This is a genomic window from Deinococcus sedimenti, from assembly GCF_014648135.1.
In the GTDB taxonomy this organism is placed as follows: Bacteria; Deinococcota; Deinococci; order Deinococcales; family Deinococcaceae; genus Deinococcus; species Deinococcus sedimenti.
This window is the reverse complement of sequence record NZ_BMQN01000005.1, coordinates 21,212-34,207: the sequence shown is the minus strand read 5'-3', so window position 1 is coordinate 34,207 and position 12,996 is coordinate 21,212. Positions and strand designations below refer to the sequence as shown.

Genomic DNA, 12,996 nt, shown 5'->3' with positions numbered 1-12,996 from the left:
CGCGCGGCGCGGGACGCCTGTCCCCGGCGGGGCGCGGCGGCGACCGGGCGGGATGGGGCTGGAGGCCGTCCTGCCGGGCGCGCAGGGCCTGCCTGGGCGGGGTGGGGATTCGTACACGCGGTGAACACAAGGGCCGCATGGTGGCCGCCCAGGGTCGGGGCGGGCCTACACTGCGGTCACCGTGCCCTCCCGCCTGCCTGTCCCGTCCCGCGTGCCGCCGCTGGCGCGTGAGGTGGCGCTGCCGCACACGCCGCGCCTGCTGCGGGTGGGGCCGAGGCTGTTCCTGACGACGCTGGGCGCGTTCCTGCTGCTGGGCCTGCCGGTGGCGGGGCTGGTCAGTCAGGGCGTGTCGGGCGGCATTCACCGCTCGTTCGCGGAGCGGTCCCTGCGGGAGTCGCGGCTGGTGGCGACCCTCCCGCCGGTCGTGGCGGCCCTGTCGGGGAACGCGGCCGAGCGGGCGAACCTGAACGCCCTGATGAACCGCTACCGCGATCAATTGGGCGCGGATTACGTGGTGGTCACCGACCGGGACGCGCGGCGGCTGACGCACCCGAACGCGGCGCAGGTGGGGCAGCGCATGCAGGGCGGGGACTTCACGGCGTTCCTGCGGGGCCGGAGCGTCACGGAGACGGTGCAGGGCACGCTGGGCCGCTCGGTGCGGTCGAAGGTGCCGGTCGTGGACGGCGCGGGGCGGGTGCTGGGCCTGGCGAGCGTGGGCTTCCTGCTGCCCCGGTTGCGGGACGTGTTCCTGGAGGTGCTGCGCGCGGGCCTCCCGTGGTACCTGCTGGCGCTGGGGCTGGCCCTGGCCTTGGCGCTGGGTGTGGCGCGGCGCGTGAAGGCCGAGATGCTGGGCCTGGAACCCGAGCAGATCGCCGGGGGCCTGCGGCAGTACCGGGCGGTGCTGAACACACTGGAGGAGGGGGTGCTGGTGGCCCGCGCGGGGCAGGTGTTCGTGATGAACCCGCAGGCACGCGCGCTGCTGGGCACTCCGGACGCCGCGCTGCCGCTGCCGTGGCCGCCGGGCCTCCCGCTGCCGGTGCCGGGGGCGGGGCCGGTCACGGCGGAGGTGGCGGGTCGCCCGGTGCTGCTGGCCGCGCAGGAGGCCGGGGAGGGCGCGGTGGTGGTCACGCTGCGGGATCTGGCGCGGGTGCGGGCCCTGGCGGACGAGCTGACGCAGTCGCAGCGTTACGCGGAGCTGCTGCGGGCGCAGACGCACGAGTTCACGAACCGCCTGCACACCCTGGCGGGCCTGCTGCACCTGGGCGAGACGCGCGAGGCCCTGGCGCTCATCCATGCGCAGTCGGCACGGCACGAGGCGCACCTGCAGGCGGTGGGGGCGCTGCGGCACGTGCGGCTCTCGGCGCTGCTGCTGGGCAAGTTCGACCGCGCGGCGGAACGGGGCGTGACCCTCACCCTCGATCCGCTGTCGGCCCTGCCGGGGACGCTGCCACCGGGGGTGCTGGACCTTCTGGAACTCGCGGCGGGCAACCTGATCGAGAACGCGCTGGAAGCTGCGAGCGGCACACCGGACGCCGAGGTGCGGGTGCTGATCGCCACCGACCCGGAAGGTCTGGTGCTGGAGGTGCGCGATACGGGTCCCGGCGTGCCCCCGGCCCTCGCGGACACCCTGACCGTGCGCGGCGTGAGCAGCAAGGGTGCGGGGCGCGGCGTGGGGCTGGCCCTCGTGGCGGACCGGGCGCAGGCGCTCGGCGCGGCCCTCTCCCACGACCGCGTGAGGGCGGACGGGCGGGACTGGACGCGCTTCACGCTGGACGTGCCCCTCCCCGAGGCCGAAGAATGAGCGGCGTGTCCTCTCCCCCACTGCTGCGCGTGCTGATCGTCGAGGACGACCCGCAGATCGCGGCGCTGCACTGGCGGTTGCTGGAGCGCGCCGGGGGCTTCACGGTGCTGGGGCAGGCGGAGTCGCTGCGGGTGGCGCGGGCCATGCTGCGCACCCTGCACCCGGACCTGCTGCTGCTGGACGTGCATCTGCCCGACGGGCGCGGCCTGGACCTGCTGCGCGAGGCGCGCGTGAGTGGCGCGCGGGTGGACGCGATCCTGGTCACGGCCGCCAGCGACGCGCCCAGCGTGCAGGACGCGCTGCTGCACGGCGCGGCGGATTACCTCGTGAAGCCCGTGACGCCCGAACGCTTCACGCTGGCGCTGGAGCGGGCGCGGGAACGCGCAGCGCTGTGGGCGCAGGGAGACGTGCGCCAGGGGCACCTGGACGCCCTGTTCGCCCCGCCTGCCGCCCCGGACGCCGCTGGCCTGGACGGGGACACCTTACGGCGCGTGCGGGCCGCCCTGCGCGACCTGGGCGAGGCGAGCGCCGCCGAGCTGGGCACCCGCGTGGGCCTCAGCCGCGTGACCGCGTGGCGGTACCTCGAACACCTCGTCGAGACCGGCGAGGCGAGCGTGGGCACCGACGCCCGCACCGGGGGCCGCCCCGCGAAACGCTACCGCCGGGTCTGAGGCAGGGTGATGGTCGATCGTTGATAGACCAGCTTTCGCTCAGGCTCATGCCAGAGCTTCCATCAACCATCCTCCATCACCTATCAACCTCCCCTGTCCCTGAGCGGGGAACGCGTCACGCTGGGCTTTTCGGGGCGGTGGTACGCTGCGAGACGCTATGGATTCTTATGACGTTCTGGTGATTGGTGGCGGCCCCGCGGGGTACGTGGCGGCGATTCGCGCGGCGCAGCTGGGCTTCAAGACGGCCTGCGTGGACGCCTTCGAGCGGAATGGCAAGGCGTCCCTGGGCGGGACGTGCCTGAACGTGGGCTGCATTCCCAGCAAGGCGATGCTGGACAGCAGCGAGAAGTTTGAGATGCTCCAGCATGACTTCGCCGAGCACGGCATCAACGTGCAGGGCGCGTCGGTGGACGTCGCGCAGATGCTCAAGCGCCAGAGTGGCGTGGTGGACAAGCTGACGGGCGGCGTGGCGTTCCTGTTCCGCAAGAACAAGATCACCAGCATTCACGGCCTGGGCCGCCTCGTGCGCCAGGACGGCGAAGGGTGGATCGTGGACGCGGCCGGTACGGAAGTGAAGGCGAAGCACGTGATCGTCGCGACGGGCAGCAGCCCCCGCGCGCTGCCCCTGGCGCCCTTCGGCGGGCATGTGGTGGAGAACAGCGGCGCGCTGACCTTCACGGACGTGCCCGACAAGCTGGGCGTGATCGGCGCGGGCGTGATCGGCCTGGAACTGGGCAGCGTGTGGCGCCGCCTTGGCGCGCAGGTGACCGTGCTGGAGGCCCTGCCGGGCTTCCTGATGGCCGCCGACGACGCCATCGCGAAAGAAGGCCTGAAGCTGTTCCAGAAGCAGGGCCTGGACTTCCACTTCGGCGTGAACATCAGCAAAGTCGAGCAGGACGAGACCGGCGTCAGCGTCACCTACACCGAGAAGGAGCTGGAGGTCACGGCCCGCTTCGACAAGCTGATCGTGTCCATCGGCCGCGTGCCCCACACCCAGGGCCTCGGTGCCGACGCGGTGGGTCTGGCGCTGGATGAACGCGGCTTCGTGAAGGTCGACCACTACTACCGCACGAACCTCCCCGGCGTGTACGCCATCGGCGACGTGATCGGCGGCGCCATGCTCGCCCACAAGGCCGAGGAGGAAGGCGTGGCCCTCGCCGAGATGCTGGCCGGGCAAGCCGGGCACGTGAACTACGACGTGATCCCCTGGGTGATCTACACCAGCCCCGAGATCGCCTGGGCCGGCCTGACCGAGAAGCAGGCGAAAGAGAAGGGCCTGAGCATTAAGACCGGACAGTTCCCGTTCAGCGCGAACGGCCGCGCCCTGGGGCACGGCGACACGCGCGGCTTCGTGAAGATCATCGCCGACGCTCAGACCGACCGGCTGCTGGGCGTGCACATGATCGGCGGCGGCGTCAGCGAACTGATCGGCGAGGTCGTCGCGATCATGGAGTTCGGCGGCAGCAGCGAGGACCTCGCCCGCACCGTCCACGCCCACCCCACCCTCAGTGAAGTCGTCAAGGAGGCCGCCCTGGCCACCGACAAACGCGCGCTGCACATGTAATTTCCACACTCCGGGCGGGGCGTGACCACAGCGGTCCGCCCCGCCCCTGCCATGCCACGCACGACACCCGCACACACCGCTTGACGAAATCACAGAAACCCTGTATCTTTCTGTGCGTGCCGGAAACGGCGCCCCTTGAAAGGCAGTAAGCGAAGGCGCAAGCCAACGACAACTGAAGTGGTGTGGCCCCATCGTCTAACGGTTAGGACACTACCCTTTCAAGGTAGCGATACGGGTTCGAATCCCGTTGGGGTCACCACGAACGCTCGCCTCTGCACGCGCAGAGGCGAGCGCTTTTTGATCCCTCCCAGTGCTGGCCGCCAGGATGAGTGCGCGCTGGGGTCAAGTGCCAGGACGCGCCGGGGGGCCTCCGCCAGAATGGTCTGGACGGCCTCCTCGCTCTGGGCCTCCACGCACACCCGCACCACCGGCTCCGTCCCGGACGCGCGGAACATGGCCGACGCCCCCCCCTCCCGCAGCACCTGCGCGTGGGCTCGTGCCACGATCCGCACGTTGTCGTAGGTGAAATCCTCAGCGATGATGTCCCGCCAGCCATCCGTCCCGAACTTGATCGGCATGTGGCCTACAGTGTACCGAGCCGCCGTCCACACGGCACTTATACTGCGCAGAATGACGGTTCACCAGCCCGAGGCGCCGGTCAGCCCCCCGCCCCGCTGGGTGAGCTGGCTGATCGCCCTGACCCCCATTTTCCCGCCACTGTACTTGGCGGCCTTCGCCACCCTGGGCCACCTACGCCAGCTGCCAATTACCGCGCGGCGCGTGCTGTTCTTCTTTGCCGCCACCCAGCTTATCGCAGCGCTCTTCACGCCAGCCCCGCTGACGTCGGTAGGCTTGGCAGCCCTACGCACGGCCGAGGCACTGGCAATGGTCGCGGCCGGGGCCTATCTCAAGGACAGCCGCTTCCTGCGCCCGCTGCTGTGGGGCCAGCTCGCCATCTTTGCCAGCGCCTGGGCCTACACGCTGGGCACGCAGGGCTGGGAGGGCGTGCAGGCGCGGCTGGGGCACCCGTACTATTACGTGGTCACGTTGGGCCTGGTGGCGGTGATCGCCCTGTGGCTGATCGTCTTCTGGCGTGGCGGAGGCTGGTGGCGCTGGCCTGCCGGGCTGTTCGCGCTAGCGACCCTGCTGGCCTCCGGCAGCCGCGGCCCACTGCTGGCCCTCTTCACAGGGTCTGTCGCCGCCCTGGCCTTCCAGAAAGGCAAGCAACGCCACCCATGGCTGCTGCTCCCAGCAGTGGGCCTCGTGCTCCTCGCCATGGTGAGCTTCAAGGCCCAGATTCCATTCAAACCTGTCGAGCGACTGCTGAACGACCAGACCAGCGGGCGAGAACTGGTCTGGAAGGACGCCATTCAGGGCTGGCAGACGTCACCCATTGGCGGAGTCGGCCCATACCAGGGTGGCCCTTACCTGACCTACCTGTTCAAGGACGGCTGCCAACTGACCCCCACACTGGAACGTAATGAGATCCGCTGCCCCGAGAGCCTCAGTCGCTGGGCCAGCGTCTTACTGATTGCCCACAACGTGTGGCTCCACTGGTTGTTGGAAACAGGAGTAGTCGGGACGATGGGACTACTCGCTGTGACCCTATACGGGCTCTGGCTATCTGTACGTCAGGGCGATCCCATGACACTTGCAATTACATTTGGCTTTTTAGCAATGAACATGGTTGATGTTGTACTCACATTACCCAGTGTTCATTTTTCAGAACTGTGGTGGTGCCTATTGGGGATTCCACCGATTGGAGAATCAAAGACAAATCGATATAGAACGGCTAAGGACAACATCACCAACAAAGATGCGCCAACATACTGAGAAATTTCGACTCTTGGAGTGGTATCCACATACATTTTTACAAAATACACTTGAGAGCAGATCTCATTTTTAAGTTTGCAAATAATATTAACATCTATATATGACGCATCTTTCTGTTCTACAAAGGCTTCTATAGTTTTACCTTGATCGCTCAAGATATCATTAAATAAAGTTTTGTCATTGCTGTCCTTTATTTCAATTTTAGAACTCACCTTTGGATAAATATAAAATTTCGTACCTATAATATTCCCTTCTCTCCAAGACATTCTGAATTTTCCATTTGGCATCGGATAGTATATATTATTGCCGTCAAACCGAGGTTCGCCAATTCCAGAAACTTTAATTTTTGAATCCACAGCATCGAGGAACAATTCCTTTGTTCTCGGTCCTCTCTGGCGATCAGGAGCATCATTACTCAACTTAACTACCGACAGACTTCCGCCATACTGCCTGATTTCATCAACACATGGATCAATGGAACAGTTGTAAACTATATCTATAATATGATTTCCAGGTTCAACAAAACCGCCTCCTGCTACAGCCGCCTTGACGCCTCGGCCTTTAAGGGAGACAGTTGCTTCTCTTTTGCCATCAATATACAAATTAGAGGTTAAATCATTATTGCCTACTGATACCGAACCATCGAAATACACGAAAGCATTGTGCTTGACATTTATCCTAAATGATATTCTACTGTCAATCAGTATTCGGTACGGTGCCGGATCGGTATAAATTTCTGCCGACAGACCCGTAGGCTGACCAGCTGTCGTAACATCTGAGATCACATCAATTTTTTCAACAGAGCCGACCACATTATCCATTCAGAATTTACTCGACAACTGCCGCCAGCGCCGAGTATCCAAGCTAACGTCACCAGGGAGGGTCACGCCGGCCTGTGCGCGAGTGCCTTCCTGCACATCTGCCTTGCGACGACGGGCGAGTTCGAAGACACTTTTGCGTTCAGTGACGATATGGAGCAGATCGTGCGGGATCTCGCGGGCATGTACGATGGCCTGCGCGATCTGTGGAGCGAGCACGTCCACGTAATCCTGGCCGGTGAAGACGTCACTGAAAGCAACGCGGTACGCGAACTCCCGTGGGCGGAAACTGGTACGTATGATCAGGTGATCATGCGCGGCTCGGGCCGCTTCCTCGGCGATCAGTTTGGTCAATGCGTAGTAGTTGACGACTGGGCCGGGTGTGTCGTCCTCACGGTAGCCGCCGGTGTCGCCGCTGAACACGTAGTCGGTGCTGATGTGAATCAGTTTGGCGTCCACGGCGTTCGCAGCGGCAGCCATATTCCGGGTGCCGATGACGTTGGCGTTCCAGCAGGTGTCACGGTCCTTCTCGGCGCCACCCACATTGGTGTACGCGGCTGCGTGCACGATCAGCTCGGGCTGCTCGCGCCGCGCCACATCCATCACCTGCGCGGCGTCCGTGATGTTCATCTCGTCGGAACTCGGGGCGACGATACCGGGCAGTAGGGCGCGCAGTTCGGTGCCCAGGCGTCCGCCGCCGCCAGTTAGCAGGATCTTCATCCCATGTCCTCGGCCCACAGGTCGTCACCGAAGAAATTCCAGGGCAGGCGACCCTCGTTCGGGTCCGTTATGTCGAACTGGGCGTCCATGGTGTACAGCAGCGTTGCTCCCTGCTCACCGGCCTGGTAGCCGTGGGCGACACCACTGGGGATGTGCACCATCATGGGCTGCTCGCCGCTGAAGACCAGTTTGCGTTTGACGCCCAGGGTGGGGCTGCCCTCGCGGCAGTCGACGAGCCAGATCGTCAGCTGGCCCTGTAGCACGCACCAGATTTCGTTCTGCTCCTGCTTGACGTGGATGTGGAAGGCGTTGATACGTTTCGGGGCTGCCCACGATACGCTGATCTGGCGGGGGGTGAGCTGGCCGGGCAAGCCCTGCACGCCCTGTTCGTCCAGGCGGACGTACTCCATGAACGCGCCGTTCTCACTGCGGTTCTTCTTCAGGGCGTGAAACCACACCCCGTCAATCTGTGGGGCCGCCGGATACGTCTCGAAGTTCAGGGCCTGCGCGTACTCAGGGGCAAGACGGACGGTGTGTTCAGCCATGGCGTTTCTCCTTGCTCAGTTTCAGCAGGTACTTCCCGTACCCGTTCTTGGCGAGTTTCTGCGCCTGCTCCAGCAGCATCTCGGTGCTGATCCAGCCGTTGCGCCAAGCGATCTCCTCGGGCGAGGCGATCTTCAGTCCCTGTCGGTGCTCAATGGCCTGCACGAACAGACTGGCCTCCAGCATGCTCTCGTGGGTGCCAGTATCCAGCCAGGCAAAGCCCCGCCGCATGAGCTGCACGTCCAGCAACCCGTCGTGCAGGTAGGTGCTGTTCACGTCTGTAATTTCCAGCTCACCGCGCGGCGACGGTTTGATACTGCGGGCAATATCGACCACGCGCTCGTCGTAGAAGTACAGGCCCGTGACCGCATAATCCGACTTGGGCTCGGCTGGCTTCTCCTCGATCGACAGAGCTTTCCCATTGTCATCAAAGTCCACCACGCCATAGCGTTCCGGGTCGCTTACCTGGTATGCGAAGACGGTGGCGCCCTCGGGGCGCCCGTTCGCGGCCTGCATCAGGTCCGACAGGTCATTGCCGTAGAAGATGTTGTCACCCAACACCAGTGCGCTGGAGTGGCCAGCAATGAACTCCTCACCGATCAGGAAGGCCTGAGCGAGGCCATCAGGCCTGGGCTGCACCTCGTACTGCAAGCGGATGCCCCACTGCGATCCGTCACCCAGCAGCTGCTTGAAGCGGGGGGTGTCCTCCGGCGTGCTGATGATCAGGATGTCCTGCATGCCGCCCAGCATCAGGGTGCTTAGTGGGTAATAGATCATCGGCTTGTCGTAGATAGGCAGCAGCTGCTTGCTGACTGCGATGGTCGCTGGGTACAGGCGGGTGCCTGACCCACCCGCCAGGATGATGCCCCGGCGGGAGGTGGTGAAGGCGGTCACTTGACCTCGGGGCCCGCGAGACGCTCGGCGTACTGACGGTCGTAGTACTCACGGAATTCCCCGCTGCGGATCGGTTCCCACCACCAGCGGTTGTCCACGTACCAGCGCGCAGCCTCAGCAACCGCCTGCCGGGGGTCGTACTTCGGTTCCCAGCCCAGCATGCGCAGCTTGTCCACGTTCATGGAGTACCGGCGGTCATGGCCGGGGCGGTCCGTCACGTGCTTCACGAGGCCATGATCCTTCCCGAGGGTATCCAGCACGATGTCCACCATCTCCAAGTTGGTCATCTCACGGCCCGTGCCGACGTTGTAGACCTCACCGATCTCGCCTTTCAGGAGCACGGTCTCGATGCCGGTGCAGTGGTCATACACGTGTGCGTAGTCGCGCATCTGCAGGCCGTCCCCATAGACCGGGATGGGCTCACCCAGAATGGCGTTCGTGCTGAAGAGCGGTACGGCCTTTTCCGGGTACTGGTATGGCCCGACGTTGTTCGCGCCGCGCGTGATCGTCACGGGAATACCGTACGTGATCGCGTACGCCTGCACCAGCTGATCGGCGGCCGCCTTGCTCGCCGCGTACGGGCTGCGAGGGGCGAGTTCATCGGTCTCCACGCTCTGGTGGTTGTCCTTGATGTGCCCGTACACCTCATCGGTGCTGATGTGATGCAAACGGATCCCCAGTTCACGCGCCACTTCCAGCAGAACGTGCGTGCCGCGCACGTTCGTGTCCGTGAACACCAGTGGTCCCAGGATGCTCTGATCCACGTGCGTCTCGGCAGCGAAGTTCACGATCAGATCAATGGCCTCGTCCTGACAGGTCCGGCGTACCAGATCCTGATCCCCGATATCCCCCACAACCAATGACAGATTTGAGTTGCTCCACAGGTCATGAAGATTTTCCTTGCGGCCGGCGTACGTTAACTTGTCGTACACCACCACGCGGCTCTCTGGGTGCTGCTCCAGCCAGTACCGCACGAAATTACTCCCGATGAACCCACACCCACCCGTCACCAAAATGTTCATTTCATTTCCTCCAAGAAAACCGATCTGTACTCTGCCTCGACCTTATCTAAAGAATAATGCTTACTGAACTGATTAGCAATCCTTTCAGATTCCATAATTGAATTAGATGGATGCACCAAGTATCTCATATGCGATATGAACTCCTTTGGAGTGGCTTCAAATACTCCAGATGATTTATTATCGAAATATACACCCTCTAAAGCAACCGAAGTGGCAATTATAGGCAGTGAATTGGCCATTGCCTCAATTATTTTAATTTTTACACCACTTCCGAAAATGAGTGGAGCTATCATAGCACTCGCTTGTTCAAATTCTTGAGATATATCTTCTACATATCCCAAAATTATAATATTCTTCGGGTATTTCTGACTATATTTCAAGAGCCTTTCGCTTGCTCCTTTACCTATAATAACTATTTCTATATCTTTATTAACCTGAAGAATACTAGCGGTATTTTCCTCCAAAAAATTATATATTGACGCCTCATTATGAGGCAGGCTGAGATCACCAAGGAAAATAAACCGCCCATTCTCTCGTGGTACTCGGCATATAGATCCGTCTTTAATCAGAGGCCTGATGGATTCAATATTTTTTTTACCTGTCAGTTCAGCCAGCTCTGCGACCTCAACTGAACTGATAAGAACCACCTTATCATATAAATCCACCGATTCTCGCTCTTCTTTACGCAGTGCGGAAATTTCGTAATTTACCAATAACCTCTGAATCAGATAGCTCTGACTTATTTTTTCAAGGATAGACGGAAGCTTTTTAGAAAAATTACCCATAAGATTAATATTTGAATTATTTTCTTTCATAAATGAAATGATTCTTTGGTATCTCTTTGAATAAAGATCATCCATATAAACAATTTGCCTAGCCGACGTTTTCAATCCATTCGCAAACTGCGCTGTTCTCATTGTATCATATATTATGATATCAGGCTGCACTTCTTCAATAATTTTATAGAAATCTCTATGAAATTCACCAGAATAGTATATTATACTCTGTATAGTCTTAAGACTGAATATATTTCTTAGAAAACTTCTCATTATGCTGCCCATTTGTGGCAGTGGATGGTTTTCTATTTCAGGAAGATTAGTTCCTAATCCAATTACCCTGAGATCAACACCTTCAAGAGAATCTAGTATGTTCACTATGCCATTAATAACCATTGATTTACCATGTTTTTCAGTAATATAGTCGGTACAAGATAAAAATAGAATTTTCTTCATAATCTATGTGCCCGTGCCTTTAAAGCTCGAGCAATCATGCCGATATAATACACATGCCCCAATGGACCATAAAACTTTTTGGCGAAAAAGAGCGCAGACTTGTTTTTCATCGCTATTTGCCTGGATGATCTTAGACCACTAGACGCGGACTCCTTATGGAAAACCACACTGTCAGTGCTTACATTCAGCTTCCAGCCGGCCCGCCTAGCCCTAACTGAATAATCAACATCTTCCCAATACATGAAGTAAGATTCATCCATAATCCCAATATCGCGAATAACCTGTGCTCTAATCAAAGCAGCAGCACCTGTTATATAGGTGATTTTAGAAAGCTTGTCCTCATGTGCAATATGATGAGCAACACCTAAATAATCAATATACCCTCCACCCAAAGCCTGGATATGATGCGGTTCATGCATATTCACCAATTTCATTCCACATATTCCAACATCTGGCTTATCTTTTAAATAGTCTACAGCATTTTTGATGGCATCGGGATGAATTTTAGCGTCATTGTTCAGAAGAAATAGAAAGTCATAATTATCTTCTATACATTTCAGAAATGCTGGATTATTTCCATAGGAGAATCCAAGATTGCCTTTATTTGCTTGATAAATTACGGATCTTCCAAAATAATCTTGGAGACGCTCAAATGATCCATCACGCGAATCATTGTCAAGCAGTATTATATCAGCAAAAAGTGTACTATCTTTAACACTTTGAATTGCGACTAAAGTGTCTTCATAATTTTTCCAGTTCAAAACTGCTACTAGAATTTTCACTACTGCCTCCTTGATAGAAGAATAGGCGCTATGCTAAGAATTAGAATTGAACTATTCAAGTTGCCAAACATATTATATATTGGCGTGCTAGATAAAAATACCAACGCAGGCAATAAAAACTTATATTTATTTAAAAATATATTGCTGTATATATTTCCAAAAATTTTATACTGCAGAAATAGCTGCAAGAAAAGCAGAATTAAACCGCCATATATTATATAGGCTAAGTAACCATTATCGACGATGATTGAGTAATTTGTAGCTAAATTTGATTTTTTGATAATATTAGTGATTATAATATCATTTGCGCTTACTCCATTACCAAAAATAAGATTATATGGTTTAGAGAATATAAAGTTTACTATTTTCTCCCAATTATCATATCTAATTATAAGACTTTGACTATTAGATAGATCCTGAGCACTAGAATTACCGATTCCATACATCAATATAAAGTAAAAAATAGATATGCTACATAAGCACTGCACAGCAAACACAATAGGCGCCTTGAGCTTCCATTTTAGGCATGCTAATAAAACAAAAAGAGCAATCGCGGCAGTTAAAGATTGTACGTAGGCAGTTCTTGTATAAGTAAAGTAAAGAGCTATAACAGAAATAATGAGAGTAGATAACAAAATAGCCTTATTTTTGCGAGTGAGGTAAACTGCAAAACATGCAAATCCAACAAGATATAAGGCATAGTAGCCATTGCTATAAAATAAACCAAAAGACCTAGTGTTTTCACCAAATTGCCAAATATTATTTATTTTATTTGTATCGAGTCCTTGAGCACCTATCACCGAATCGATAAATAAAGGATTGCCCGTGACAGCCTGAGCGATTCCTATAATTATATTCGGCACCATAAACAAGGTATACCACTTGTAATACAGTTCCACGTTTTTACGCTGAGGATCAAAATTATTGATTGACAATATTGCGATTGAACATTGAATGATTATAGATAGGCCAAAAATAATGTCATTATTTACAAAAACTAAGTTAGATATTAAAACCGAAACCAATGTAAGTATAAATAGACATATTTGCCAAACCATAACTTTCATTTTTCTCAAAATAGATAAAAGAACTAAACTCAGAACAATCACATAAATA

Annotated in this window: 13 protein-coding genes and 1 tRNA gene; 5 read left to right on the top strand and 9 right to left on the bottom strand. The window is 57.2% G+C overall.

The annotated features are described in order from the left end of the window. Positions 1-181 precede the first annotated feature (181 nt). The 4 genes from IEY69_RS12040 to IEY69_RS12025 all read left to right on the top strand — a co-directional run bounded on the left by IEY69_RS12040 (position 182) and on the right by IEY69_RS12025 (position 4,295). Positions 182-1,801, top strand: coding sequence for an ATP-binding protein (locus tag IEY69_RS12040; protein ID WP_229783909.1), 1,620 nt, complete (start codon positions 182-184; stop codon positions 1,799-1,801). A 5-nt stretch (positions 1,802-1,806) separates the two neighbouring features. Next, positions 1,807-2,472, top strand: coding sequence for a response regulator (locus IEY69_RS12035; protein WP_229783908.1), 666 nt, complete (start codon positions 1,807-1,809; stop codon positions 2,470-2,472). A gap of 157 nt (positions 2,473-2,629) precedes the next feature. Beyond that, entirely contained in the window at positions 2,630-4,036 is a 1,407-nt protein-coding gene (gene lpdA, locus IEY69_RS12030; RefSeq protein WP_189073401.1) for a dihydrolipoyl dehydrogenase, read from the top strand. A 184-nt stretch (positions 4,037-4,220) separates the two neighbouring features. Beyond that, a tRNA-Glu gene (locus IEY69_RS12025) sits at positions 4,221-4,295 on the top strand. Here IEY69_RS12025 and IEY69_RS22110 read toward each other — a convergent pair. Next, positions 4,255-4,614 (bottom strand): hypothetical protein, encoded by a 360-nt coding sequence (locus IEY69_RS22110; protein ID WP_373291046.1) that lies wholly within the window; start codon positions 4,612-4,614, stop codon positions 4,255-4,257. The genes IEY69_RS12025 and IEY69_RS22110 overlap by 41 nt on opposite strands. A 52-nt stretch (positions 4,615-4,666) precedes the next feature. On the opposite strand from IEY69_RS22110, the gene IEY69_RS12010 reads away from it, so the two are divergent. Further along, the gene (locus IEY69_RS12010) at positions 4,667-5,869 is read left to right on the top strand and encodes an O-antigen ligase family protein (protein WP_189073400.1); all 1,203 of its coding nucleotides are present in this window, start codon (positions 4,667-4,669) and stop codon (positions 5,867-5,869) included. Here IEY69_RS12010 and IEY69_RS12005 read toward each other — a convergent pair. From IEY69_RS12005 to IEY69_RS11970, 8 genes are read right to left on the bottom strand one after another with little or no spacing between them, the layout of a single operon-like run. Beyond that, entirely contained in the window at positions 5,752-6,690 is a 939-nt protein-coding gene (locus IEY69_RS12005; protein WP_189073399.1) for a hypothetical protein, read from the bottom strand. The two genes, IEY69_RS12010 and IEY69_RS12005, sit on opposite strands and share 118 nt — an antisense overlap. Beyond that, positions 6,691-7,407, bottom strand: a complete 717-nt coding sequence (locus IEY69_RS12000; protein WP_189073398.1) for an SDR family oxidoreductase — start codon at positions 7,405-7,407, stop codon at positions 6,691-6,693. Further along, positions 7,404-7,952: a dTDP-4-dehydrorhamnose 3,5-epimerase family protein gene (locus tag IEY69_RS11995; protein ID WP_189073397.1), complete on the bottom strand. Its 549-nt coding sequence runs from the start codon at positions 7,950-7,952 to the stop codon at positions 7,404-7,406. The genes IEY69_RS12000 and IEY69_RS11995 overlap by 4 nt, the downstream gene beginning before the upstream one ends. Beyond that, a complete protein-coding gene (gene rfbA, locus IEY69_RS11990) occupies positions 7,945-8,844 on the bottom strand; it encodes a glucose-1-phosphate thymidylyltransferase RfbA (RefSeq protein ID WP_189073396.1) in 900 nt (299 codons plus the stop codon). Before rfbA ends, IEY69_RS11995 begins: the two co-directional genes overlap by 8 nt. Next, positions 8,841-9,866 carry a dTDP-glucose 4,6-dehydratase gene (rfbB, locus tag IEY69_RS11985; RefSeq protein ID WP_189073395.1) on the bottom strand — a complete coding sequence of 342 codons (1,026 nt, stop codon included), beginning with the start codon at positions 9,864-9,866 and terminating at the stop codon, positions 8,841-8,843. Before rfbB ends, rfbA begins: the two co-directional genes overlap by 4 nt. Next, on the bottom strand, positions 9,863-11,098 hold the full coding sequence (locus IEY69_RS11980; protein WP_189073394.1) for a glycosyltransferase: 1,236 nt from the start codon (positions 11,096-11,098) through the stop codon (positions 9,863-9,865). The genes rfbB and IEY69_RS11980 overlap by 4 nt, the downstream gene beginning before the upstream one ends. Next, positions 11,095-11,880 carry a glycosyltransferase family 2 protein gene (locus tag IEY69_RS11975; RefSeq protein ID WP_189073393.1) on the bottom strand — a complete coding sequence of 262 codons (786 nt, stop codon included), beginning with the start codon at positions 11,878-11,880 and terminating at the stop codon, positions 11,095-11,097. The genes IEY69_RS11980 and IEY69_RS11975 overlap by 4 nt, the downstream gene beginning before the upstream one ends. After that, positions 11,880-12,989 carry an O-antigen ligase family protein gene (locus tag IEY69_RS11970; RefSeq protein WP_189073392.1) on the bottom strand — a complete coding sequence of 370 codons (1,110 nt, stop codon included), beginning with the start codon at positions 12,987-12,989 and terminating at the stop codon, positions 11,880-11,882. The genes IEY69_RS11975 and IEY69_RS11970 overlap by 1 nt, the downstream gene beginning before the upstream one ends. Positions 12,990-12,996: the final 7 nt, after the last annotated feature.

Coding starts and splice junctions, on each gene's coding strand:
- lpdA (WP_189073401.1), top strand. CDS start 2,630: ATGGATTCTTATGACGTTCTGGTGATTGGTGGCGGCCCCGCGGGGTAC.
- IEY69_RS22110 (WP_373291046.1), bottom strand. CDS start 4,614: ATGCCGATCAAGTTCGGGACGGATGGCTGGCGGGACATCATCGCTGAG.
- IEY69_RS12010 (WP_189073400.1), top strand. CDS start 4,667: ATGACGGTTCACCAGCCCGAGGCGCCGGTCAGCCCCCCGCCCCGCTGG.
- IEY69_RS12005 (WP_189073399.1), bottom strand. CDS start 6,690: ATGGATAATGTGGTCGGCTCTGTTGAAAAAATTGATGTGATCTCAGAT.
- IEY69_RS12000 (WP_189073398.1), bottom strand. CDS start 7,407: ATGAAGATCCTGCTAACTGGCGGCGGCGGACGCCTGGGCACCGAACTG.
- IEY69_RS11995 (WP_189073397.1), bottom strand. CDS start 7,952: ATGGCTGAACACACCGTCCGTCTTGCCCCTGAGTACGCGCAGGCCCTG.
- rfbB (WP_189073395.1), bottom strand. CDS start 9,866: ATGAACATTTTGGTGACGGGTGGGTGTGGGTTCATCGGGAGTAATTTC.
- IEY69_RS11980 (WP_189073394.1), bottom strand. CDS start 11,098: ATGAAGAAAATTCTATTTTTATCTTGTACCGACTATATTACTGAAAAA.